The sequence below is a fragment of the Photobacterium lipolyticum genome, assembly GCF_003026475.1.
Lineage (GTDB): Bacteria > Pseudomonadota > Gammaproteobacteria > Enterobacterales > Vibrionaceae > Photobacterium > Photobacterium lipolyticum.
Genome location: NZ_PYMC01000020.1, coordinates 55967 through 79719, shown reverse-complemented (window position 1 = coordinate 79719; position 23753 = coordinate 55967). Strand labels below are relative to the sequence as shown.

Sequence of the window (23753 nt, the reverse complement as noted above, 5' to 3'; positions counted from 1 at the left end):
GGCTTCCTTCAGACCCCACCGTTAGCCAGTGACGCCCTTGCCATTCGGATTGTCTTCCCCTTAGCCGGGGTGACTCCACTATCTTTCAAGTGAACGGGTTTGCCAGCTTTGCTGGGCAAACAAAAAACCCGGCCAATAAGGCCGGGCAAAAAGAATAAGGCAATATTTATCGGGGATTACCAGTAAACACGCGCACCAATAGCAAATTTACTTTCACTATCAACTTCTGTTGGCGCAATAGTTGTATCTGAGCCTTTGTTACTGTAACCCAGGGTACGACCATCAGCGTAAGCGTATTCAGCATAGATACGAGCCCACTTGTTAAAATGATAAACAGAGCCGATGTGGAATCCTTTGCTATCACCATCTTTTACGGATGATTCTGATGCATCCTGATCAGTAAAATCAAACCCCGCATAGGTTGTAGCCTTGTCAGTCCAGCTGTATGTACCGCCTACACTGTAGCCATTTTCTTTGATCTTCTGACCTCCTTGACTTTCAAGTTCAGCGTTATAATAAGTAAAGCCAATCAATGCAGCACCAACTGTATATTCAACCGTACCTTCAAAATACGTATTTTGAAGATCCGCTTTAACGTCCTCTTCACTTTTCAGCGTTTTCAGTGCACCTGTAACTTTATCTTTCACTTCCTCTATTGTATGTGTACCGACTTTATAAGCTTTATCGCGATTCTGCCCGCCACCAAAGTGCAGGTTAAATCCACCTAAGCTGGAACCGGCATACAGCTCAGCCAGTTCCTGGTTGGTATCATCTTCCGACAGGCCATAGTTACCAGCAACCCAGAAGCTTTCGCCTTCATAGTTGTACTTAATCAGAGAATCGTGACGCGCACCAGAAAGCGTCGCGTAGCGCAGTGCTGAACCTCCGAAGAAGTAGGAGTAATCGGCACCGTATACTTCATCCGCTACGACCCACTGACGACCAAAAGAAAATTTACCGAAATCCGTATCTACACCGGCATAGTGCAGGCGGTTCTTCATTGAGTAATCTTTTTCCTTGGTTTTGTAGTTCAAACCAAATTCCACTTTACCAAACACATCCACAGTGTCGGTAAGCTTGTATTGCGCTTGAACGCCGGCACGAGAAGAGCCAGCGTTTAACGTAACTTCTTTATCTTCAAGTTTTTTTACTTCAGTTCGAAGCTGACCGTAAAAGTCGGCAGATCCTTCGTCAGACTTGAAAATTTCAACGGCGCTTGCTGATGTTGCGAACAAGAGAGAAGGGATTGCTACTGCTAGAAGTGTTTTTTTCATCATACTATCCTGTAATTTTTATTGTCCTTAACGCCAGGCTCTTCCTGAACCCAACTTGAACAACCTAGCAATAAGCCACTTTCTTATCAATGCAAGACAAATCTATAAAATAGAGAAAAACAAATAGAACGAACCACATTTAACAAAATTACCGCCGTGTTAATTGGTGCATAATTTTCCACCGCAAAATATCATACCAAATTACCCCCTTTCCCTTATTTACAGGGCAAAAGAACAACAACCCTCCACCACAACACCTCAAACCATGCAGAATTTCGCATAAACAGTCACGACGGGTAAATTAGCCCGCTCCTGTTTATATATCAAAATTATCGGTCGAGCTTGCTTTTAATTCCAAATGGTTCTAAAAAGAGGCAGGCGAATTTAAAATCACTTTGAGTAAATGTGTCACTTTTGCCTGTTACCTACTGAATGACAAGCATAAAAAAGGCCGCCCAAGGCGACCTTCTTCTATCGAGATTGAACTTAACGAGTTGCTAACCAAGCAGGTACATCAGCAACGCTATCTAACACAGCCGTTGCTAATAATTCACCTTTTTCAGTGATAGGCTTGCCTGTGCGAACTAAAATTTTCATTCCGACTTCCGCCGCCTCTGCAGCAATTATATCTTCCGCTTTATCGCCGATCATAACGGAATTAGCCATATCAATTTTTAAAAAATCACGAGCCGAAATAAACATCCCAGGCTTAGGCTTACGGCACTCACAGTCCTGTTTATAATCACCCAGACCTGCTGTTGGGTGATGCGGACAATAATAAATACCGTCAAACTCAACACCATGATCGACAAAATTCCAGTCCATCCATTCTGTCAGGCTCAGGAATTCATCTTCGGTATACATACCACGCGCAATGCCTGCCTGGTTAGTCACCAGTACAAGCAGGTACCCCATTTCCTTGAGCTTCTTACAAGCGTCAAAAACTCCGTCAATGTATTCGAAATCATCCACGGTATGAACATAACCATGATCAACGTTGATCACGCCATCACGATCGATAAAGACTGCTGGTTTGGCCAAGAGTTAGCCCTCTGTATTATTGCGTTAAGCAGATTATGGCATGCCAGAGACTGGTATTCACCTGTTTCCCGGTAATGCATCGCCTCTTCGATAAAAGAAAAGAACCAAAAATAACACTTGGACGTCTAGACGTAAAAATAGCTATTGACTTAGCCGTCTAGACATCTTAGCATCACTGCAACAGAATATGATATAAATCAACCTTTCACACCAAACGATTACAATATTAAAACAACAAATACCAATCTTTTTATCTAAGTTCAGGAAGTTCGATGATAGAAATTAATAGAGTCAATAAAGTGTTCTATCAGGGTGAGAGAGCAATAAACGCCCTCCTCGATATCAACCTCACAATTGAACAAGGTACCATTTTCGGTGTGATCGGTGCATCAGGTGCCGGTAAAAGCACGCTAATCCGTTGCGTAAACTTGCTGGAAAAACCCACCAGCGGTCATGTTATTGTGGATGGTATCGATCTGACTCAGCTATCGAATCAGGAGCTGACATTAGCTCGCCGTAAAATTGGTATGATTTTCCAGCACTTTAACCTGCTATCGTCTCGTACCGTCTTTGATAATATCGCACTTCCTTTAGAACTGGCCGGTGTTTCAAAAACGGAGCTCATGACGAAAGTCGACGAGTTGCTTAAACTGGTTGGCCTGGCTGATAAAAGGGACACTTATCCATCCAACCTCAGTGGTGGTCAAAAACAGCGCGTCGCCATTGCGCGAGCATTAGCATCCGATCCTAAAGTATTGCTTTGTGATGAAGCCACCAGTGCACTGGATCCGGCAACAACCCAGTCTATTCTAGAGCTGCTAAAAGAAATCAACCGTAAGCTGAACCTGACTATTCTGCTTATCACCCATGAGATGGACGTGGTTAAAAGTATCTGTTCTGAGGTCGCTATTATTGGTGATGGTGAGCTGGTAGAAAAAGGCCCGGTCGGGGATATTTTTGCTCACCCAAAAACAGATCTGGCGCGTGAATTTATCCGCTCGACTTTAGACTTATCCATTCCTGACGATTATCAAGCACGGATGACCGCACAAAGAGTGACCGGCAGCTACCCTCTGATCCGCCTAGAATTTACGGGGGCTTCTGTTGATGCTCCCCTGATCAGCCAGGTTGCGCGAGAGTTTAATATCGATATCAGCATTCTGAGTTCTGATATGGACTACGCGGGCGGCGTTAAATTTGGCCTGATGCTGGCTGAATTCCTGGGGACAGAGCGAGCAGCAGAACAAGCGATTGCTTTTCTGCGCGATCATAAAGTAAATGTTGAGGTATTAGGTTATGTGGCTTGATTCAATTGCCAACTGGTGGCAAACCAATGAACGTCTGACCTACCTGCTTGTTGAAGCACTCGGCCAGACCTTAACCATGGTACTTGCATCCGGCATTATCGGTTTTGCATTAGGTATTCCTCTGGGTGTCGCGCTGCACTTAAGTAAAGAAGGTGGACAACTGGAAAACCGGACGCTGAATAAAATCTTGGGTACCATTGTGAACATTGGCCGCTCGATTCCTTTTATTATTCTGCTGGTCGCCATTATTCCGTTTACCCGCTTTATTGTAGGCAGCTCTATCGGTACAGCGGCGGCGATTGTTCCACTGACCGTGGGCGCTATTCCGTTTATCGCGCGGCTGGTTGAAGGGGCATTACTGGAAGTGCCATCAGGCCTGGTTGAAGCTGCTCAGGCGATGGGAGCGACACCAAAACAAATCATAACAAAAGTACTGTTACCAGAAGCACTACCCGGCATTATCAATGCCGTGACTATTACACTCGTAACATTAGTGAGCTATTCTGCAATGGCAGGCACCGTCGGCGGCGGTGGCTTAGGTGATGTAGGCATTCGCTATGGCTATCAGCGTTTTGACGGCACCGTCATGATGATCACTGTGGTCATGCTGGTCATTCTGGTTCAGCTTATTCAATCTGTTGGCGATCACTTAGTGAAACGCGTCGACCACCGATAATCCATAATTCTAAAAAGTACACATTTAGGGAATACCCCAATTAAGGAGAAGTAACATGACGTTTAATTTGAAGAAGCTTTTTGCTGTCGCAGGTCTGGCATCGGCATTGGCTCTAACCGGTTGTGGCGAAAAAGAAACAGCCGCGGTTGATGCAAATAAGATCAAAGTTGGGGTAGCTGCGGGGGCTGAAGCACAAGTTGCAGAAGTGGCCGCGAAGGAAGCAAAAGACAAATACGGTCTGGATGTTGAGCTAATCATTTTTACTGATTTCGTTGCACCCAATGCAGCACTTGAAGATGGATCTATTGATATCAATGCCTTCCAGCACAAGCCATACCTTGACCAGCAAATCGCTGACCGTGGTTACAAGTTCGCCATCGCGGGTAACACCTTTGTTTATCCAATCGCGGCCTATTCTAACCAAGTAAAATCAATTGATGAGCTAAAAGACGGTGATCAAATTGCGGTACCCAATGATCCGACCAACCTCGGACGTTCGCTCCTGCTGCTTCAACAACAAGGGCTGATCACCCTGAAAGAAGGCGTGGGTCTAACGGCAACCGCACTGGATATTATTGGTAATGACAAAAATCTCAAAATTGTTGAGCTGGAAGCAGCCCAGCTGCCGCGTTCTCTTGACGATGTTCAGCTGGCGATCATTAACACAACGTACTCAAGCAGCATCAACCTGACTCCAGAGCGTGACGGTGTCTTCGTTGAAGATAAAGAATCACCATATGTGAACCTGATTGTGGCCCGTGAAGACAATGTTAATGCAAAGAATGTAAAAACATTCGTTAAAGCATATCAGTCAGAAGCCGTTTACGCCGCGGCGCAAGAGATCTTCCAAGGCGGCGTTGTGAAAGGCTGGTAACCTTTAATCAAGCTTTATCCCCTCTAAGCCCTGGACATTCGTCCGGGGCTTTTTTTATCAGCAGCTCTACCATAAGCCGCATCGGAACTTTTATGGTATGTTTTGCTCCCTCAACTCTTTGTCATTAATTACAAGACCAAACCGTTATGTCATATAAAATTGAACCGATTGGCATTATTCGCTCACCCTACAAAGAAAAGTTTGCCGTGCCGCGCCAGCCGGGGTTAGTTCCCAGTGCCCGCTCTGAAATTGTGCTGCATGGTGAAGCCAATGCTCTCGAAGCTGTCAGAGGTATCGAACAATTCAGCCATTTGTGGCTGCTATTTTTGTTTGATCAGAATCTGAAAGCCGGGTGGCGGCCAACCGTTCGCCCTCCTCGCTTAGGGGGAAACGAGCGTATTGGCGTATTTGCCAGTCGTGCAACTTTCCGCCCTAATGGTATTGGTATGTCAGCGGTTGAGTTAAAAGGCATTCGCCAGCAAGATGGTCATGTGATCATCGAACTCGGCGGCGTCGACCTAGTTGATGGCACCCCGATCATTGATATCAAGCCCTACGTGCCGTATTCCGACAGTCTGCCTGATGCACTGGGTGGGTTTGCCTCTGAACAACCAGAGACCCTGAACGTGGTATTCAGTGATACCGCAATAGATACGCTACAGGGTGAGCATGGTCGCTATCAGCAGAACGTGATTGCCGAGGTATTGGCACAAGATCCCCGACCCGCTTATAAAAAAGGCAAAACAGACAGCAAGGAATATGCGGTACACTTGTTTAACTTCAATGTCAGATTTACCGTCAATCATGAACAAGTCACGGTTACTGCGCTAGAATCTATTGGTGATTGATCCCGCGAGAGATTGATCTCTTTGGCGAAAAGCCCTTAGGCTGTTAATATATCGCCCTTCACTTAAAATTCATCAACCAACGGATACCATCAATGCGTACCAGTAAATATCTTCTTTCCACGCTGAAGGAGACTCCAAACGACGCAGAAGTTATTAGCCACCAGCTAATGCTACGTGCAGGTATGATCCGTAAGCTGGCTTCAGGTCTTTATACCTGGCTACCTACAGGTCTTCGTGTTCTGCGTAAGGTCGAAAACATTGTTCGCGAAGAAATGAACAATGCAGGTGCAGTCGAAATGATTATGCCCGTCGTTCAGCCTTCTGATCTATGGCAGGAGACTGGTCGCTGGGACAAATTTGGCCCCGAACTGCTTCGTATCTCTGACCGCCATGGCCGTCCGTTTGTATTAGGTCCGACTCACGAAGAAGTGATTACGGATATGGTTCGCAACGAAGTTAAATCATACAAACAGCTTCCTCTGAACCTGTACCAGATCCAGACCAAATTCCGTGACGAAGTTCGTCCGCGTTTCGGGGTAATGCGTTCTCGTGAATTCATCATGAAAGATGCCTACTCGTTCCACCTGGACAAAGAAAGCCTGGTAGAAACCTACGAGATCATGCACCAGGCCTACTGCAACGTCTTTAACCGCATGGGCCTAGATTTCCGCCCGGTACTGGCTGACACCGGTTCTATCGGTGGTTCTGGCTCTCACGAGTTCCACGTACTGGCCGAGAGCGGCGAAGACTTAATTGCCTTCTCAACTGAATCTGATTACGCAGCGAACATCGAGAAAGCTGAAGCCGTTGCACCCGCAACAGAACGTGCGGCACCGACGGCTGAAATGACGCTGATTGATACGCCAAATGCTAAAACAATTGCTGAGCTTGTAGAGCAGCACGGTATCGCGATTGAGAAAACAGTGAAGACACTGTTTGTTAAAGCCTCTGATGAAATCGATGCTGACATCATTGCGCTGATCATCCGTGGGGATCATGAGCTAAATGAAATCAAAGCAGAACACTTAAAAGAAGTGGCATCTCCACTAGAAATGGCAACGGAAGAAGAAATCCGTGCATTGATCGGTGCTGGCCCAGGTTCATTAGGTCCTGTTGGTCTTAAACTTCCATTCATCGTTGACCGCTCGGTCGCCGTCATGAGTGACTTTGGTGCAGGCGCAAACATTGACGACAAACACTGCTTCGGTATCAACTGGGGTCGTGATGTTGAGCTGGGTCAGGTAGAAGATCTACGTAACGTTGTTGAAGGCGATCCAAGCCCTTGTGGTCAAGGTACCCTGCAGCTTAAGCGTGGTATTGAAGTCGGTCACATCTTCCAGCTTGGTAATAACTACTCAACCTCAATGAACGCAGCCGTGCTTGGCCCGGATGGTAAAAATACCATCATGGAAATGGGTTGTTACGGTATTGGCTGTACCCGTGTTGTGGCTGCTGCTATCGAACAGAATCACGATGACAGCGGTATTATCTGGCCAGCAGCTATTGCGCCGTTCCAGGTAGCTATCGTGCCGATGAATATGGCGAAGTCTGAAGAAGTAAAAGAAGCGGCAGAAAAACTGTACGCTGAACTTACCGCAGCAGGCATCGAAGTCTTGTTTGATGACCGTAAAGAACGCCCGGGCGTCATGTTTAAAGACATGGAGCTAATCGGTATTCCGCACACCATCGTTATTGGTAACCGCAGCCTTGAAAATGGCGAAGTGGAATACAAAAACCGTCGCGATGGCAGCAAAGTCGGTGTCCCGGTTGCAAAAGCCGTCGAGCTGATTAAGCAAAAGCTAGCTTAACCCGCCGCACCGCCTCAAACTTTAAAGCCTCCCGCGCGGAGGCTTTTTATTTTCCGCTAACTAAGGCCTGTTTACCTTTCAACATTCCAGCGGTAAAGACTAAAAAGGTCTTCTGGCAAGGCACGAAGAGAAAGGTTTAGTTATTCAACCCACTACGTTTAGTTATATAGTAAATAGTAAATAGTAAATAAACATAATATTATAAAAATCGTCTTAATCTGCGTAACGACTTGGCGCGGATTTTATAAGCGTAAATGAGCACTTCCGATACTGTTATTGTATGAAGTAGCAACATTACAAGAGGGCAGATTGCATGGCAAAGGATAAGCCTAAAATCAGCTTATTACTGACAGGGGGCGGCGCACGAGCTGCTTACCAGGTTGGGGTACTAAAGGCGATTGCTGAGTGGTACCCCAGGGTACACCACAGCCCATTTTCCATCTATTGCGGCACTTCGGCTGGTGCTATCAATGCCATTTCAATTGCCTGTTATGCCTCTTGCTTTCGCCTCGGTGTCAAGAAACTGGAATGGATTTGGTCGCAATTACATAGCAGAAAGGTGTTCAATGCCAGTTCTTATGGCATGACAAGCTACCTGGCTAAACAATGGTTTGCACGATTACAAGCCGACTATCATGAACGCCCGCCTTTTGGCCTGCTAAATAACCGTCCTTTGCGTCAGCTGCTAAATCAGGTCAATAACTATGAACGGTTAGAAAAACAAATTCTGGCAGGCAACCTTCATGGAGTATCGGTCACCGCGTCGAGCTATAAGAGCGGGGGCTCAGTCAGTTTCTTCCAGGGGCAAAAGGAACTGACTGAATGGGATCAGGCTAAATCCAAAGGCCGGCGAACCTTAATTACCACTGAACATCTGCTGGCTTCTTCGGCGATACCTCTGATTTTTCCTGCGACCCGTATTGGACAGACCTATTATGGTGACGGATCGATTCACCAACTTGCCCCCCTTCGCCCGTCATTAAGAATGGGCGCAGACAAAATCTTTATTATTGATTTAATTAACCAGAAAGTAAGTGAAAGGGATCATACCAAAGCACCTGGTTTGGCAACGTTGGGCGGCCACCTGATGGATACCATTTTCAGCGATACCATGACGGCGGACTTGGAGCACTTGTCACGTACTAATACGTTAATTCAGGCACTACCGGAACATGAGCAACAACGCTTACAGCTAAAAAATGTCGACTATATTCACTTGTCACCGAGCCAGTCATTCGGACTGTTGGCGCAAAAATACTATTGCCATATGCCTCCAATGCCTCGCGCTTTGATGCGATTAGCCGGGGTCAGTCCCAGTGATGATGCCGCTATCACCAGTTATATCTTGTTTGAACCTGACTATATTCATGCACTAATCAATATGGGTTATCAGGATGCTTTAGAACAAGATACGATCCTCCGCAATTTTCTGAAATAAAATCAGCGAATTATTGATAAAATAAAGATCTAATTGTTGATTTGGCTTAATAATTGCCTATAGTTAAGCTCTTAACATTTTTATGACGCTGTTATGGATCCGATTCTCTGGGATAAAATTTTTGCAGACGAGCGAAAACCAAGGGCTAAGCCGCTTGGGGCTGATCAGCGCTTGCTAATGCTGCAAAAATTACAAGGGAAATTAGAGCTTGGCTTATTGTTCGAGATTTTCACCCGTGAAATTGAAAAACAGATCGATATCAGCCGTCTGATTTGGGATCTTGATGATACCTGCACTCTGATACGCAGAGGAAAATCAACCGAATTTCGTCAAACTTTTGTCCTTCGCTTTGGCGACAATGAACTCGGAAAACTGCAATACAGCACCCCTTACAAGTTAGACAAAGACGAAATCAATTTACTCCATACCTATCACCGCCTTTTTGCCGGTCCGCTCGCCAATGCGCTCGAATATCGTCGCGTCAAAAATATGGCTATGCGTGACTACTTATCCGGTCTTGGCAACCGTACCAGCTTTGAGCAAGACATACAGCATGCCATCGCAATGAGTGAGCGCAGGAATGTCGGCCTGGTTGTATTGCTCTTCGATCTAGACAACTTCAAACAAGTCAATGATCGCTTTGGTCATTTAGATGGTGATAAGGTGATCCGCCACTTTGCTATGGTGTTGAAGCAATCTGTCCGTGCTTCAGACCGATGCTACCGAATAGGCGGAGATGAATTTATTATGATCCTTCAGCCGGCAACGGCAGAATCGGCACAGAAAGTCACAAGGCGAGTGCTGCAGTTAACCATTGAAGACGCGACCCTGCGCACCCTTAAAATCGGTTCTTCTTTTGGTTATGCCCAGTACAATAAAGGTGATACGGCCACCTCCATGATTGATCGTGCCGACCGCCAACTCTATAAGCAAAAGCGCAATAAATAACCAGCCTGCCAATAACCTTGCTCTGAACCATATTCATTTTTTTCTCCCCCATGTATAGTTATCCTGATAAATAGCACTTTACTATTTTATAAGACTTCCAATTCGCTTTTACTCTTATTCAGCGAAAGCCAATTAGAAGACTAATTGATTTAAGGAAAGACCATGAAAATTCATGAGTGCTGTGAATTTACCCGTAAGATCTATGCGCAAATCGGTGGTGGTGAACTGGGTTACATTCCTAATGCCATTCATTGCGCGATTAAAGCGCTAGATTTTATTGCCGGTAATGAAGAGTTACCTAAAGATGTTCGTGAACGCGCCGCCTTTGCTGCCGCTAACTTATTAATGAGTGATCACGAGGATTAAGTCATGAGTTTAGCTAACTATGAAACCATGGATCCCATTATGCTGATGAGCATTGTAAACATGAAGATTCGCGATGAATTTGGTGATTTAGAGAGCTTAGTTAACTACTTTGAAATTGATAAAGACACTCTCGTAACTCGCCTTGCGGCTGCAGGTTTTGATTACTTGCCGCAAGCGAAGCAGTTCCGCTAAGCCAATGTCTTTCACGACACAAACAAAAACGGAAGCCAATGGCTTCCGTTTTTTATCGCTTTAATTTATGAACGGAGTGGTAAATCCGTTAAGAAAATGAAGCCCATAGCACTGTCGCGACGAAGATAGGACAAACCACTTTCAGGTATAGCGGCCAGACTTTCCAGAACAGACTGTTTTCAAGTTCCGGGCATCCGGCACTCAGTTCTTTCAGCTTACTATTACGAGACCACACCCAACCGGCAAACAGAGTGAACAGTAATGCCGCTACCGGCTGGAAATACTGCGTTGCGATTGTTGCCACTAAACCAAACATCTCACCGAAATTAAAGATAATCACGACACTGAAAATCGCGATTACAGCCCCTAGCACCCAGCTGGTTGGTTTACGGCTGGTATTAAATCGTTCACTCACCAGCGAGACTGGACATTCCAACATCGAAATGGACGAGGTAAGTGCAGCAATCGTCATCAACACAAAGAAAACGAGTGCCAGCAACTCGCCGACAAAGCCCAAGCTATCAAACAGCATTGGGAGTACCGTAAACACCAGAGTATCTGAACTCAGTAAGGAGCCATCCTCGGCATAAATGGCCACACCTTTTTGCATCGCAACAAACATGGCCGGCATTACCACCATACCGGCAATAATCGCAACGGCGGTATCAACCAATGTTACGCTCAGTGCCATTTTTGGCAGGTTCTCTTTCTTACTTAGGTATGAGCCATAGATCAGCATTGAACAGCCACCGATGGTCAGCGAGAAGAAGCCTTGTCCCATTGCAGCAAGCAATAACCGGCGATCGAAGATTTTGCTAAAGTCAGGAATAATAAAGTGCTTCAACCCCTCCATTGCGCCATCCTGGGTCATGATGTATAGGAACATTACACCAAACAGCGCAAACAGCGCCGGCATCAGGCGTGTAGACCATTTTTCAATGCCTTGCTTAACTCCGCTTTGGACAATCAAAATAGTCAGTATATAAAAAATGATTGCACCGAAAAGGTTTCGTAAAACAGAAAATTCTTTCAGCCATGCTGAAGCTGATTCAAAACCTAAAATATCGGTTACAGCCGCAAACATAAAGGTGATCAACCAGCCGGCGACAATACTGTAAAAAGCCAGAACTAAACACGGTACAACCAAGCCAATACAGCCAACCATTGCCCCGGCTTTTTTCGCCAGCGGATTATCAGACAGACTCCGCATGCTATCGATAGGGTTGGCTTGGCCATGACGGCCAATCGCCATTTCAGCGACCAGCATCGGAAAAGCGACGACCAGGATCATAAAAAGGTACACCAGTACAAATGCACCACCACCATTGCTGGCAGCCTGAGTCGGAAAGCCCCAAATGTTCCCTAACCCGACAGCCGCCCCGGCTGCCGCCAGCACAAATCCAATTCTTGAACCAAAATGTTCTCTATTTCCAGCCATTATCCGCACTCATGTCTTCATAAATCATTGTATCAGCGTGCTAGTACAATAATACCTACCGTCATCATAAGCAATAGCAGGAAAACCAACTGGCCAAATAGTAACCAGATAGCTGTAAATATCGCACGACACGACAAGAACGATGCAAAAAAGCCGCCAACTGCATATGATGCAGATGACGGCTCAATTTATAAGTACAGCTATTCAGCTCGGCATTGTTGGTTCGAGAGTAAAAAAGTCAGCCGTGACTATTTTAGCTGCGAGAAATACGCCGCGACATTGGCCATATCATCATCACTTAACAGCGCGGCCTGTGGCTGCATCACCATCGACATTCCGCCATTGCGTTGTTTATTTTTATACGCTTTTAATGCACTCACCAGATACTGTTCATTCTGGCCTTTCAAATTTGGGTAACCGGGGATCATGGCGATACCGTCGGCACCATGGCAGGCGGCACAAATCGCGGCTTTGGCTTTCCCTGCGACAGGATCGCCAGCGGCCATGGTAGGGGATGAGATCACTGCGGCTAGCATTGCAAATGCAAGAACTTTCTTCATGTCGTCCTCTTTAGTATTGTTATTATCCTCATAACGAATTGTGCACGTTTTATATACATAATGCACTTACGACACATCATACTGCCAATCTAGGTCACAATCCTGGCCTGCAAATTCTTCAACGACAAATAATCCAGCAACTGCCGCTAACTGCTCACCATAAAAGAGCAGTGGTGTTCGCCGTCGATTCCAGCTCGGTATACCATATTCCTGAAACAGTTTTTTCAATTTACGTTTGCCCACGCGTCCTTGTGGTTTCACCTCAAGCCCTTCAGGCTCAAATCGAACCGATACCGCCTCGCCATCCCGTGGCAGACGCAAGTTACCCTGAGCAGAATGACGAAGAGAGATGGTACCGAGCCCTTGAGGTAACGAATAAACCTGATCAATTTCGCAGCTCTGATAGCAGTCGCTGATATCAGGCCACTGATTGACAATATACAGCCGCTGCTTATAACGACGGATCTGATGGTTGTGCCAGCACAGCTGAGGATTGGCATCATCTTGTGCCATAACGACTGAGTGCCAGATCTGTTGTAGCTGAGCCTGAGAGGGCAGACGGACATCAAAACGACTTAACCACTGACGAATAAGTTGCTTACCAATACGTTCGGACGCTAATTCACCTATGATTAAACTATGATCTGAATGTAGTGCATTGGCTAATTGGGCGGCAAGTAATTCGCGTAAAAGAGCTTCTTGTTCACCGCATAGCGCTGCACTACGCACTACGGCTTTACGCATGCCGGGCCAACGTTCCAGCAAGCGAGGCGTGATTTGATGACGGAGAAAGTTACGGTCATAACGCTGATCCTGATTACTCTCATCTTCGACCCAGCTCAGCTGGTGTTCTGTACCATAGCCCATGATCTCCTGACGACTGGCGTGCAGTAACGGACGCAGGTGATAACCGGCTGCAAATGCGGTATGCACCGGCATGGAAGCTAATCCCGCCGGACCACTGCCGCGCTTTAATGCCAGCAGAAAGGTTTCAAGCTGATCATCAGCATGCTGTGCCGTTAATAAGACATCGTCAGGTTGCACATGCCTTGCTAATGCCAGATAACGCAGATCCCTTGCCTGCTGCTCGACACTTATCCGGTTCCCCAGCGTCAGGGTGACAGATTCGATATGGCATTCGATACCTTCTTCCTGAGCCCATTGTCGGCAGTGTTGCACCCACGCATCAGCATTGGCGCTTAAACCATGATGAACATGAACAGCCAGGCATTGATAATGCGGATACTGCCTGATGAAACGCCCCATTAAATGCAACAGCACCCGAGAATCCAGCCCGCCGCTTAACGCGAGAATAAAACGTTTGGAGCGAGGGGCATGCGCTTGCAGGCATGCCGACAGTTGAGAATAAAGCATGATGAGTGAGTTCGCCTTTTAAGGAATGATCATACCAAATCCATTAACTATCTGATCAATTCAGCGAGAACTAATGGAATTGGTATAAATAATACCAATCAACCGCGCCTGACGAAAACCAATAAAAAACGGGCCAACCTAAGTTGACCCGCTTTTTTATTCGACTCTGGTATCTATGAAGCGGTTTAGCTCGCCGCCACAGCTAGCAGTAACCGTAACTCATCAGACGCTGATAACGACGCTCTAGCAGCTCATCCGTATCTAGCGCTTCAAGTTCAGCCAGGTTAGCCAGCAGCTGCGCTTTCAGTGATGCCGACATTGCAACTAAATTACGGTGTGCACCGCCTAATGGCTCTTCGATTATGGTATCAATAAGCTCAAGCTCCTTCAGGCGTTGGGCCGTCAGACCCATTGCTTCAGCAGCTTGAGGCGCTTTATCTGAATCGCGCCACAAGATAGACGCACAACCTTCTGGCGAAATCACTGAATACGTAGAGTATTGCAGCATATTGACGCAGTCACCCACCCCAATTGCCAATGCGCCACCGGAGCCACCTTCACCGACCACATTACAGATCACGGGAACGGTTAAGCCAGCCATATACTTGAGGTTGGTTGCGATCGCTTCTGACTGACCACGCTCTTCTGCACCGACACCAGGATAAGCACCTGCAGTATCGATGAAAGTGATGATTGGCATTTTAAAACGCTCTGCCATTTTCATCAGGCGCAGTGCCTTACGGTAACCTTCGGGCTTTGGCATGCCGAAGTTTCGGAATACTTTTTCTTTGGTGTCGCGGCCTTTCTGATGGCCAATCACCATTACAGGGCGACCATCAAGGCGAGCAATCCCGCCAACCAGTGCTTTATCATCGGCAAAGGCACGGTCACCAGCCAGTTCATCAAACTCAGTAAAGATGTGCTCAATGTAATCAAAAACATATGGACGCTGCGGATGGCGGGCTAATTGAGCCACCTGCCACGCACCTAAATCACCAAAGATCTTTTTAGTAAGCTCCAGGCTTTTCTTTTCCAGCTGTCCAATTTCTTTATCTAAATCAACCGATGCCGATTCATCACGACGTGACACGTCACGTAAGGCTTCAATTTTGGCTTCTAATTCTGCAATCGGCTGTTCAAACTCGAGGAAGTTCAGGCTCATACCACTTTAAATCCTTTTGCCCATGATTATCTGTGTAAACATGGGCTAAATTAATTAAATTCAAGCTCGACTTGCTTCTCACCCAGTAAGGCTTTGAGATCAAGAATTAACTGATCTGTTGGCGTAATACGCCATTCTGTCCCTAAAGTGAGTTTGGCACGTGCATTCGAGCGCTGATAATACACATTGACAGGTACTGTACCTGCCCGGTGAGGCTCCAGCACTTGGCTGAAGCGCGCAAAAAACTGTTCATCAACTTGCTTCTCAGTCACTGAGATAGCAAGGCCTCTCAGGTGCTTTTCTCTGGCTTCTGAGATATCCAGTACTTCTCTGGCTGACATTTTAAGGCCACCATTGAAATCATCAAAGCTGACCTGTCCGGAAACCACTAAGATTTTATCTTTTTCCAGCAAATCAAGATAGCGTTCTAACGCATCAGAGAAAAGCATTACTTCCATCCGGCCCGAACGATCATCTAACGTCATCAGACCAATACGGGTACCGCGTTTGGTGGTCATCACTCGCGCCGCTATCACCAACCCTGCCACAGACGCGATTTTATCACGGCTGGTTGGGTGGGCATCCTTCAATCGCCAGGTTGTATAGTGTTTCAGTTCAGGGACATAGGCATTAACCGGATGGCCGGTTAAATACAATCCTAAGGTTTCCCGCTCCCCTTCCAACCAGACTTTATCAGGCCACTCTGGAATATTGGCATAAGCTTGCTCGACCTCTTCCGGTGCCGCAGTCAGCACACCGAACATATCAGCCTGACCAAAGGCTTCAGCCTGATGGTGCTGACCAGCCGCTTTAATAGCATCGTTCAGCGTTGCCATCATCGTGGCACGGTTAGGACCTAAACGATCCATCGCCCCCGACTTGATCAGCTTCTCAAGGACTCGCTTGTTAACCTTCTTAGTATCGATTCGGGCGCAGAAATCGAACAGATCTTTGAAGTGACCACCTTTGTTACGCGCTTCAATGATATTTTCAATCGGACCTTCACCCACGCCTTTTACTGCACCAATACCGTAAACAATGGCACCTTGCTCATCGACATTAAAGCGATACAGGCCTTTATTGACATCAGGCGGCAATAGCTTCAGTTTCATCCGATGGCATTCATCCACCAGGCCGACAATTTTATCCGTGTTATCCATATCAGCAGTCATTACTGCCGCCATGAATTCAGCAGGATAATGCGCCTTTAAATAAAGCGTTTGATAGGATACTAAAGCATACGCGGCAGAGTGAGACTTGTTGAAACCATAACCGGCAAATTTCTCTACCAGATCAAAGATTTTCATCGAGAGCTCGCCATCAACCCCGTTTTTAATGGCACCATCTTCAAAAATGGCTCGCTGCTTAGCCATCTCTTCAGGTTTTTTCTTACCCATCGCACGGCGAAGCATATCGGCACCACCGAGCGTATAGCCCGCCAGAACCTGAGCTATCTGCATAACCTGTTCCTGATACAGGATGATGCCGTAGGTCGGTTCAAGGATCTCTTTCAGCGATTCATGCTGCCACTTTTCATCGGGATAAGACACCGCCTCGCGGCCATGCTTACGGTCGATAAAGTTATCTACCATGCCCGATTGCAATGGCCCCGGCCGGAATAAAGCAACCAGTGCGATCATATCTTCAAAGCAGTCGGGTTGAAGACGTTTGATCAGATCTTTCATGCCTCGGGATTCCAGCTGGAACACCGCGGTAGATTCTGAACGCTGCAGCATAGCGAACGATTTCGCATCAGCCATTGGTATAGCCGCAATATTAACCGGCTCTTTGCCTTCCGCTTCAAGGCGAGGATTGATCAGGGCAAGTGCCCAGTCAATGATGGTTAATGTTCGCAGCCCCAGGAAGTCGAACTTAACCAAGCCTGCGGTTTCAACGTCATTCTTATCAAACTGGGTAACCGGGTTTGCCCCTTCCGCATCACAATACAGCGGGGAAAAATCGGTGATCGTGGTCGGTGAAATAACAACACCACCCGCATGTTTGCCGGCATTACGTGTCACACCTTCTAGAATGCGACACATATCAATCAGAGCTTTAACTTCTTCATCAGCATTATACGCTTCACCCAGTTGCGGTTCGGCATCAAAGGCCTTTGCCAATGTCATACCCGGTTCTGCAGGGATCAGCTTTGAAATACGATCAACGAAGCCATACGGATGACCAAGAACGCGTCCCACATCACGGATCACTGCTTTGGCCGCCATGGTACCAAAAGTGATGATCTGCGAAACCGCATCGCGGCCGTACATTTCCGCAACGTGATCGATAACCAAATCACGTTTATCCATGCAAAAGTCGATATCGAAATCAGGCATGGATACACGTTCTGGGTTTAGGAATCGCTCGAACAGTAAGTCAAATTCCAGCGGATCAAGATCGGTAATGTCCAGGGCATAAGCGACCAGAGAGCCAGCACCGGAACCTCGTCCGGGCCCAACAGGTACATCATTATCTTTCGACCACTGGATAAATTCCATTACGATCAGGAAGTAACCGGGGAACCCCATCTGATTGATCACTTCGAGTTCAATCTCTAGGCGTTCATCATATTCGGGGCGACGCTCGAGACGCTCGGCTTCATCGGGAAATAGGAATGCCAGACGGCGCTCTAAACCTTCCCGGGATTTTACAACTAAGAAATCTTCTGTACTCAAATCACCGGTTGGGAAGTTAGGCAGGAAATATTCACCCAGACGCACCGTAACATTACAGCGCTTGGCAATTTCAACACTATTTGCCAGCGCTTCAGGAATGTCTGAGAACAGCTCACACATTTCCTCTTCGGTACGCAAATACTGTTGCTCGCTATACAGTTTAGGACGGTTAGGATCCACCATGGTGTACCCGTCATGGATTGCGACCCGAATTTCATGGGCATCGAACTGATCCGGGGAAATAAACCTCACATCGTTGGTTGCCACCACCGGCAGTTCGGCTAGTTCAGCCAACTCAACCGCAAAGTGCAGATAAGCATCCTCATCGGCGCGTCCTGTTCGCACCAGCTCAAGGTAATAACTATCCGGGAAATGGGTCCGGTAAAATTCGACGCAGCGGTTAACCATGGTTTGGTTACCTTTCAACAACGCCTTGCCGACATCACCACTCTTACCGCCAGACAGCAAGATCAGACCTTGTTTATGTTCAGCCAGCCATTCTTTATCGATAACAGGCAAGTGCTGAACATGGCCACGCTGATACGCTTTCGATATCAGCATTGTCAGGTTCTGATAGCCGTCATTGTCGGCAGCCAGTATCGTCAGATCACAGAGCTCATTTTCCAGCTCTTCGGACTGAACTTTAAAATCAGCACCAATGATGGGTTTCATCCCGGCACCATGTGCTGCAAAGTAGAATTTCACCAAACCGCACAAGTTAGTGAAGTCGGTCAGTGCCATTGCTGGCATGCCCAGTTCGGCAACTTTTTTGACTAATGGCGGTACTTTTGACAGACCATCAACCATAGAGAAGTCACTGTGGATACGAAGATGAATAAAGCGAGGTTCAGCCATGACAACCAGATTTGATACGTTCTTAATTCGAAGCAATAATTATAGCCTAAAGGGCTGCAATCATCACCGAGAGTGGCTTAATGATAAAACGAATGACCATTAAGCCAGCAGCATTTATGCACTCAACGAGGAAATCAGTCGATACCCAGAATACGCTTCACCGGTTTAAAGCTCTTACGGTATTGCTCAATAACCCCATATTGCTCTAAGGCTTCAAAGTGCGCTTTGGTCGGGTAGCCCTTGTGCTTGGCAAAACCATACTCAGGGTGCAAAACGTCAAGCGCTTCCATTTCACGATCACGCGTTACTTTAGCGATAATTGATGCCGCACTGATTTCAGCAACCCGTAAATCACCTTTAACCACCGCCTGAGCCGCCATCGGCAACTGGGGGATTTTGTTACCATCAACTAACACATAGTCAGGTTGTACCGACAGATCCGCAACGGCGCGTTGCATCGCCACCATGGTCGCTTGCAAAATATTGAGCTGATCAATTTCTTCCGGCTCGCAGCGGCCTAAAGACCAGGCAAGGGCTTTTTCTTTGATTTCATCAAACAACAGGTTACGCTTTTTTTCACTCAGCTTCTTGGAGTCGGTTAGCCCTTCAATCGGATTATTCGGATCCAGGATCACCGCAGCGGTCACGACAGCGCCGACCAACGGCCCGCGGCCGACTTCATCGACCCCGGCAATCATATTGGCTTGCTGCGGGTATTCAAACGGTTCAAAATCTTTCGTCATTACTCTTAGCTCAAGCTTTATCAATCAACGACAATACCGCCTGGGCGGCTTGCTTATCAGCGTCACATTTTATCCATTGATGCATGCGAGAAAATTCGGCCATCAGAGCGGTATTATCCGCCGATAAATAATGGTCGACGTGTTCAAACAACTTCTCGGGAACGCAGTCTTCTTGCAGTAACTCAGGGACCAGTTGCTGATCCGCCAAAATATTAGGCAGAGATACATACTTGGTTTTCAGCATCCGCCGCATTAGCCAGGCTGTCAGCGCTTTCACTTTATAACCAACCACCATCGGACGTTTCACCAACATACATTCCAGCGCGACAGTGCCAGATGCCAGCAGTACCGCATCAGAGGCGATCATGACATTACGGGCGGTATCATCTACCAGCACAAAATCCAGCTCTGGCGCGGTTTCCTGCCAGGCTTGTTCAAATTGCTCTCGACGCTTTTGGTTCACTAACGCCACCACAAAACCAAGATCCGGATGCTTGTGCTTAAGCAGCTGACAGGTTTCAATGAAAGGGGCCGCGAGCATCGCCATTTCCCCGCCACGACTGCCTGGCAATACGGCTAACCACCTTTTCGTCGCGCTATAACGACTGTCATTGAGGTTGAGTAACTCGCGTGCCGCATGTTGATCGGTTTGCAAAGGGATCGCGTCGGCCATCGTGTGACCAATAAATTCGCAAGGCACGTTGAATTTATCATAAAACGCTTTTTCGAAAGGTAAGAAAGCCAGAACCAAATTGGTTGCCGCTTCAATTTTGAAAATACGCTTCTGGCGCCAGGCCCATACCGATGGACTGACATAGTGAACGGTTTTAATGCCTTGGCGTTTCAAATCCAGCTCTAAACGCAGATTGAAATCAGGCGCATCGATGCCGACAAAGACGTCGGGCGGATTATCAGAGAAGTACTTGACCAGCTCAGCCTTCACTTTGAACAAGCGCGGCAGACGACCTAACACTTCCACAATGCCCATCACAGCCAGCTCTTCCATATCAAACAGCGCTTCACAGCCTTCTGCTTCCATACGGGGGCCGGCAACACCAACAAATTCAGCATCCGGATATTGTGCTTTAACGGCACGGATAAAACCGGCACCTAAAATATCGCCGGAGATTTCTCCGGCGACAATTCCGATTCGAAGTGGCTTCGTCATATTAGCGAATGATACCGCGCGTCGATTTTTCGAAAAACTCGACAAACAGATCCAAAGACTGATGATCTTTTGCCATTTCTTCGATTTCAGGTTTTACTTCCGCCAGTGTCTTGCCGGAACGATACAAGGCTTTATACACGGCACGGATCGCTTTGATCTCTGCCTTTTCAAAACCACGTCGCTTCAGACCTTCGACATTTATGCCGAAAGGTGCACAGTGGTTACCTTGTGCCATCACATACGGCGGGACATCCTGAACCACAATAGAACCACCACCCAGCATGCAGTGAGAGCCGATGGTGCAGAACTGGTGAATCGCTGACATGCCGCCGATAATGGCTTGGTTACCAATCGTAACATGACCCGCAAGCGTCGCATTATTGGCAAAGATACAACGGTCGCCAATCATGCAGTCATGCGCAACGTGAGCATTAATCATGAACAGATTATCGTTGCCCACTTTGGTAATGCCATTATCCTGGGTTGTACCACGGTGCATGGTTACGCTTTCACGAATCGTGTTGCGGTCACCGATTTCAAGACGCGTCGGTTCACCCGCGTATTTCAGATCCTGACACTCTTCACCAATTGAAGCGAACTGGAAAATACGGTTTTCGCGACCAATCTTGGTTGGGCCTTTCACCACAACGTGCGACATAATCTCAGTGCTTTCGCCGATTTCTACGTCAGCACCAATATAACTAAATGGACCAACTTTTACGTTAGCGCCAATAATTGCCCCATCTTCAACAACTGCCGATGGGTGAATTTGTGCAGTTTCGTGGATCATTAGAATTCTCGTCTTGCGCATTTAAGCTCAGCAGAGCAAACCACTTCGCCATCAACTTTTGCTACACCATTAAACATAGCAATGCCGCGGCGTTCTTTCAGGAATTCAACATCGATAACCAGCTGATCACCAGGCACAACAGGCTTACGGAATTTTGCCTTATCAATGCTTGCAAAGTAATACAGCTCATTTTCACTTGGCGCACCAAAGGTTTTGAATGCCAGAAGACCCGTTGCCTGTGCCATTGCTTCCAGAATCATCACACCAGGGAAGATCGGCATTTTAGGGAAATGACCGGTAAACTGAGGTTCGTTTACGGACACATTCTTAATTGCGGTTAAGGTCTTACCCTCATCATAATCCGTTACTCGATCAATCATCAGAAACGGGTAACGATGAGGAAGAAGCTCTTGAATTTCTGTGATATTTAGCGTTTTGTTTTCGCTCGTCAAAACTAAAGTCCTGTTCATAAATAGGCGGCTTAGCGCCTATGAAAAATTATTTGAAATACCGTACAGGTTAAACGCAAAACGGCCTACGCATGCGCAGGCCTGTTCAGCGGCTCGACTGAAGATTAATGAGTTACTCTTCCAGTTTCTTTTCAACTGACTTGAGACGTTTATTCATTTCGTCAATCTTCATGACACGCGCAGCGGTTTTACGCCATTCTTTGTTCGGCTGTAAGGGGATACCGGAAGAGAACATACCTTTCTCTTCAATGCTGCGCATCACCATACCCATACCGGTAATCGTCACACCATCTGCGATCTCAATATGACCGTTCAGTACAGATGCACCGCCGATAATACAGTATTTACCAATCTTAGTACTGCCTGCGACAATAGTACCACCGGCCATGGCGGAACCATATCCGATCTGCACGTTATGGGCGATCTGCATTTGGTTGTCGATGATGACATTGTCTTCGATAATCGTGTCATCCAGCGCACCACGGTCAATCGTCGTACACGCACCGATTTCCACACGGTTACCTATACGAACAGAACCCAACTGCGGGATCTTCACCCACTCACCTTTGTCATTCGCATAACCAAAACCATCAGCACCAATGACAGTGCTCGATTGCACTAAACACTGTGAACCCAAGACCACATCATGGTAAATGGTCACATTTGCCCATAGCTTGCTGTCGGCACCGATTTCTGCATTCTTACCGATAAAGCAACCCGCACCAATCTGAGTGTTTGCCCCGATTTTTACGCCTGATTCAATCACAGCATTATGACCGATGGCAACACCTTCACCGATGATTGCATCGTCTGCCACGTACGCAGAAGGGGCAATGCTCACAGCAGATGCCGGGGTTGTATCCAATAATTGTGCCACCAAGGCATAACCCAGGTAAGGATCATTCAGTACCAATGCATTGCCTTCAAAGTAAGGCAAATCTGCTTCTTTCAACATCACAGCTGCAGCTTGACACCCTGACAGGTGCTTACGGTACTTACTGGCAGACAAGAACGTGATCTGCCCTTCCCCTGCTTTTTCCATGCCGGCAATCGATTGAATCTCAACAGAACCGTCGCCATGCAGTTCTGCACCCAGTTTATCCGCTAATTCAGCAAGAGTAATACCAGTCATTATTTACCTTATTCTTTGTAACTACAGCCACGCAAGGTGGCTGTGGCGCTCAAACGGTCACTTATCAGTATGAAAAGTGACCATTAGATAATACGTAGCTTATTTTACTGCAGAAATAACCTTAGCAGACAGGTCATCTCCAGGGTTTGCATAAAGTACAGCTTGCGCGTCAACGACCAGATCGTAGCCTTCTTGCTTCGCTACCGTTTGAATTGCCTGGCGAATTTTCATTACCAGTTTCTGCTCTTCTTCTTGACCGCGACGACGCTGATCTTCCTGAAGTGCTTTCGCTTTCAGTTTGTAGTCTGAATCTAAAGAAGCTAATTCACGCTGGATCTTAGTGCGATCACTTGCACTCATTAGTTCGCCGTCACGCTTCATTTTTTCAACTTTCGTCTTCATGCGTCCTTCCAGACCACGAAGCTCATCAATACGATCTTTAAACTCTTGACGTAGCTTCTCAGACACATTGTAGCGCTTAGCTAGCTGAGCCATCGCCTGACCCGTTGCAACATAACCCACTTTCTGGGCTGCTTCTGCTGCATGGGCATACATGGATGATGAAAGAATAACCAGGCTAAGACTTGCCGCTTTAATCCACTGTTTCAAAAGGC

General features: G+C 46.9%; 22 protein-coding genes. 9 read left to right on the top strand and 13 right to left on the bottom strand.

Features of this window, described 5'->3' with window-relative positions:
• Nucleotides 1–176: 176 nt before the first annotated feature.
• Both C9I89_RS19795 and gmhB read right to left on the bottom strand, forming a co-directional pair.
• Nucleotides 177–1274: a porin gene (locus C9I89_RS19795; RefSeq protein WP_107285046.1), complete on the bottom strand. Its 1098-nt coding sequence runs from the start codon at nucleotides 1272–1274 to the stop codon at nucleotides 177–179.
• Nucleotides 1275–1760: 486 nt separating this feature from the next.
• Nucleotides 1761–2315, bottom strand: coding sequence for a D-glycero-beta-D-manno-heptose 1,7-bisphosphate 7-phosphatase (gene gmhB, locus C9I89_RS19790; protein ID WP_107285045.1), 555 nt, complete (start codon nucleotides 2313–2315; stop codon nucleotides 1761–1763).
• 272 nt (nucleotides 2316–2587) lie between these two features.
• Here gmhB and metN point away from each other — a divergent pair, with 272 nt between their 5' ends.
• The 9 genes from metN (at nucleotide 2588) to C9I89_RS19745 (ending at nucleotide 10772) form a co-directional block, all read left to right on the top strand.
• Nucleotides 2588–3622, top strand: a complete 1035-nt coding sequence (metN, locus tag C9I89_RS19785; RefSeq protein ID WP_107285044.1) for a methionine ABC transporter ATP-binding protein MetN — start codon at nucleotides 2588–2590, stop codon at nucleotides 3620–3622.
• On the top strand, nucleotides 3612–4298 hold the full coding sequence (locus tag C9I89_RS19780; protein ID WP_107285043.1) for a methionine ABC transporter permease: 687 nt from the start codon (nucleotides 3612–3614) through the stop codon (nucleotides 4296–4298). The genes metN and C9I89_RS19780 overlap by 11 nt, the downstream gene beginning before the upstream one ends.
• A gap of 55 nt (nucleotides 4299–4353) precedes the next feature.
• Nucleotides 4354–5172, top strand: coding sequence for a methionine ABC transporter substrate-binding lipoprotein MetQ (metQ, locus tag C9I89_RS19775; RefSeq protein ID WP_107285042.1), 819 nt, complete (start codon nucleotides 4354–4356; stop codon nucleotides 5170–5172).
• Between the two features lie 146 nt (nucleotides 5173–5318).
• A complete protein-coding gene (tsaA, locus tag C9I89_RS19770; RefSeq protein ID WP_107285041.1) occupies nucleotides 5319–6020 on the top strand; it encodes a tRNA (N6-threonylcarbamoyladenosine(37)-N6)-methyltransferase TrmO in 702 nt (233 codons plus the stop codon).
• 92 nt (nucleotides 6021–6112) lie between these two features.
• Nucleotides 6113–7828 carry a proline--tRNA ligase gene (locus C9I89_RS19765; RefSeq protein ID WP_107285040.1) on the top strand — a complete coding sequence of 572 codons (1716 nt, stop codon included), beginning with the start codon at nucleotides 6113–6115 and terminating at the stop codon, nucleotides 7826–7828.
• Between the two features lie 313 nt (nucleotides 7829–8141).
• Nucleotides 8142–9266 (top strand): patatin-like phospholipase family protein, encoded by a 1125-nt coding sequence (locus C9I89_RS19760; RefSeq protein WP_107285039.1) that lies wholly within the window; start codon nucleotides 8142–8144, stop codon nucleotides 9264–9266.
• A 93-nt stretch (nucleotides 9267–9359) separates the two neighbouring features.
• The gene (locus C9I89_RS19755; protein ID WP_107285038.1) at nucleotides 9360–10214 is read left to right on the top strand and encodes a GGDEF domain-containing protein; all 855 of its coding nucleotides are present in this window, start codon (nucleotides 9360–9362) and stop codon (nucleotides 10212–10214) included.
• 162 nt (nucleotides 10215–10376) lie between these two features.
• Nucleotides 10377–10580 carry a YaeP family protein gene (locus C9I89_RS19750; protein WP_107285037.1) on the top strand — a complete coding sequence of 68 codons (204 nt, stop codon included), beginning with the start codon at nucleotides 10377–10379 and terminating at the stop codon, nucleotides 10578–10580.
• Nucleotides 10581–10583: 3 nt separating this feature from the next.
• On the top strand, nucleotides 10584–10772 hold the full coding sequence (locus tag C9I89_RS19745) for a DUF4250 domain-containing protein (protein WP_107285036.1): 189 nt from the start codon (nucleotides 10584–10586) through the stop codon (nucleotides 10770–10772).
• Nucleotides 10773–10860: 88 nt separating this feature from the next.
• Here C9I89_RS19745 and C9I89_RS19740 read toward each other — a convergent pair whose 3' ends face one another.
• From C9I89_RS19740 to C9I89_RS19690, 11 genes are all read right to left on the bottom strand, one after another.
• Complete coding sequence (locus tag C9I89_RS19740) at nucleotides 10861–12210, bottom strand: sodium-dependent transporter (RefSeq protein ID WP_107285035.1); 1350 nt, start codon at nucleotides 12208–12210, stop codon at nucleotides 10861–10863.
• Between the two features lie 248 nt (nucleotides 12211–12458).
• Nucleotides 12459–12770, bottom strand: coding sequence for a c-type cytochrome (locus C9I89_RS19735; RefSeq protein ID WP_107285034.1), 312 nt, complete (start codon nucleotides 12768–12770; stop codon nucleotides 12459–12461).
• A gap of 66 nt (nucleotides 12771–12836) precedes the next feature.
• On the bottom strand, nucleotides 12837–14144 hold the full coding sequence (tilS, locus tag C9I89_RS19730; RefSeq protein ID WP_107285033.1) for a tRNA lysidine(34) synthetase TilS: 1308 nt from the start codon (nucleotides 14142–14144) through the stop codon (nucleotides 12837–12839).
• A 202-nt stretch (nucleotides 14145–14346) separates the two neighbouring features.
• Nucleotides 14347–15306, bottom strand: coding sequence for an acetyl-CoA carboxylase carboxyl transferase subunit alpha (gene accA / locus C9I89_RS19725; RefSeq protein WP_107285032.1), 960 nt, complete (start codon nucleotides 15304–15306; stop codon nucleotides 14347–14349).
• Nucleotides 15307–15356: 50 nt separating this feature from the next.
• Nucleotides 15357–18836, bottom strand: a complete 3480-nt coding sequence (gene dnaE / locus C9I89_RS19720; RefSeq protein WP_107285031.1) for a DNA polymerase III subunit alpha — start codon at nucleotides 18834–18836, stop codon at nucleotides 15357–15359.
• Between the two features lie 134 nt (nucleotides 18837–18970).
• Nucleotides 18971–19579: a ribonuclease HII gene (rnhB, locus tag C9I89_RS19715; protein WP_107285030.1), complete on the bottom strand. Its 609-nt coding sequence runs from the start codon at nucleotides 19577–19579 to the stop codon at nucleotides 18971–18973.
• 10 nt (nucleotides 19580–19589) lie between these two features.
• A complete protein-coding gene (lpxB, locus tag C9I89_RS19710; RefSeq protein ID WP_107285029.1) occupies nucleotides 19590–20747 on the bottom strand; it encodes a lipid-A-disaccharide synthase in 1158 nt (385 codons plus the stop codon).
• A gap of 1 nt (nucleotide 20748) precedes the next feature.
• Nucleotides 20749–21537, bottom strand: a complete 789-nt coding sequence (gene lpxA, locus C9I89_RS19705) for an acyl-ACP--UDP-N-acetylglucosamine O-acyltransferase (protein WP_107285028.1) — start codon at nucleotides 21535–21537, stop codon at nucleotides 20749–20751.
• Entirely contained in the window at nucleotides 21537–21989 is a 453-nt protein-coding gene (fabZ, locus tag C9I89_RS19700; protein WP_107285049.1) for a 3-hydroxyacyl-ACP dehydratase FabZ, read from the bottom strand. The genes lpxA and fabZ overlap by 1 nt, the downstream gene beginning before the upstream one ends.
• A 130-nt stretch (nucleotides 21990–22119) precedes the next feature.
• Nucleotides 22120–23139 carry a UDP-3-O-(3-hydroxymyristoyl)glucosamine N-acyltransferase gene (gene lpxD, locus C9I89_RS19695; RefSeq protein WP_107285027.1) on the bottom strand — a complete coding sequence of 340 codons (1020 nt, stop codon included), beginning with the start codon at nucleotides 23137–23139 and terminating at the stop codon, nucleotides 22120–22122.
• A gap of 99 nt (nucleotides 23140–23238) precedes the next feature.
• Nucleotides 23239–23748: an OmpH family outer membrane protein gene (locus tag C9I89_RS19690; RefSeq protein WP_107285026.1), complete on the bottom strand. Its 510-nt coding sequence runs from the start codon at nucleotides 23746–23748 to the stop codon at nucleotides 23239–23241.
• Nucleotides 23749–23753: the final 5 nt, after the last annotated feature.

Bases quoted from the DNA above. Each gene is read 5' to 3' on its own strand.
- tilS (WP_107285033.1), bottom strand. From the start codon at position 14,144: ATGCTTTATTCTCAACTGTCGGCATGCCTGCAAGCGCATGCCCCTCGC.
- accA (WP_107285032.1), bottom strand. From the start codon at position 15,306: ATGAGCCTGAACTTCCTCGAGTTTGAACAGCCGATTGCAGAATTAGAA.
- C9I89_RS19735 (WP_107285034.1), bottom strand. From the start codon at position 12,770: ATGAAGAAAGTTCTTGCATTTGCAATGCTAGCCGCAGTGATCTCATCC.
- C9I89_RS19755 (WP_107285038.1), top strand. From the start codon at position 9,360: ATGGATCCGATTCTCTGGGATAAAATTTTTGCAGACGAGCGAAAACCA.
- lpxA (WP_107285028.1), bottom strand. From the start codon at position 21,537: ATGATCCACGAAACTGCACAAATTCACCCATCGGCAGTTGTTGAAGAT.
- rnhB (WP_107285030.1), bottom strand. From the start codon at position 19,579: ATGACGAAAGATTTTGAACCGTTTGAATACCCGCAGCAAGCCAATATG.
- C9I89_RS19795 (WP_107285046.1), bottom strand. From the start codon at position 1,274: ATGAAAAAAACACTTCTAGCAGTAGCAATCCCTTCTCTCTTGTTCGCA.
- C9I89_RS19765 (WP_107285040.1), top strand. From the start codon at position 6,113: ATGCGTACCAGTAAATATCTTCTTTCCACGCTGAAGGAGACTCCAAAC.
- C9I89_RS19745 (WP_107285036.1), top strand. From the start codon at position 10,584: ATGAGTTTAGCTAACTATGAAACCATGGATCCCATTATGCTGATGAGC.
- lpxB (WP_107285029.1), bottom strand. From the start codon at position 20,747: ATGACGAAGCCACTTCGAATCGGAATTGTCGCCGGAGAAATCTCCGGC.
- lpxD (WP_107285027.1), bottom strand. From the start codon at position 23,139: ATGACTGGTATTACTCTTGCTGAATTAGCGGATAAACTGGGTGCAGAA.
- C9I89_RS19740 (WP_107285035.1), bottom strand. From the start codon at position 12,210: ATGGCTGGAAATAGAGAACATTTTGGTTCAAGAATTGGATTTGTGCTG.
- metQ (WP_107285042.1), top strand. From the start codon at position 4,354: ATGACGTTTAATTTGAAGAAGCTTTTTGCTGTCGCAGGTCTGGCATCG.
- metN (WP_107285044.1), top strand. From the start codon at position 2,588: ATGATAGAAATTAATAGAGTCAATAAAGTGTTCTATCAGGGTGAGAGA.
- tsaA (WP_107285041.1), top strand. From the start codon at position 5,319: ATGTCATATAAAATTGAACCGATTGGCATTATTCGCTCACCCTACAAA.
- C9I89_RS19780 (WP_107285043.1), top strand. From the start codon at position 3,612: ATGTGGCTTGATTCAATTGCCAACTGGTGGCAAACCAATGAACGTCTG.
- C9I89_RS19750 (WP_107285037.1), top strand. From the start codon at position 10,377: ATGAAAATTCATGAGTGCTGTGAATTTACCCGTAAGATCTATGCGCAA.
- C9I89_RS19760 (WP_107285039.1), top strand. From the start codon at position 8,142: ATGGCAAAGGATAAGCCTAAAATCAGCTTATTACTGACAGGGGGCGGC.
- dnaE (WP_107285031.1), bottom strand. From the start codon at position 18,836: ATGGCTGAACCTCGCTTTATTCATCTTCGTATCCACAGTGACTTCTCT.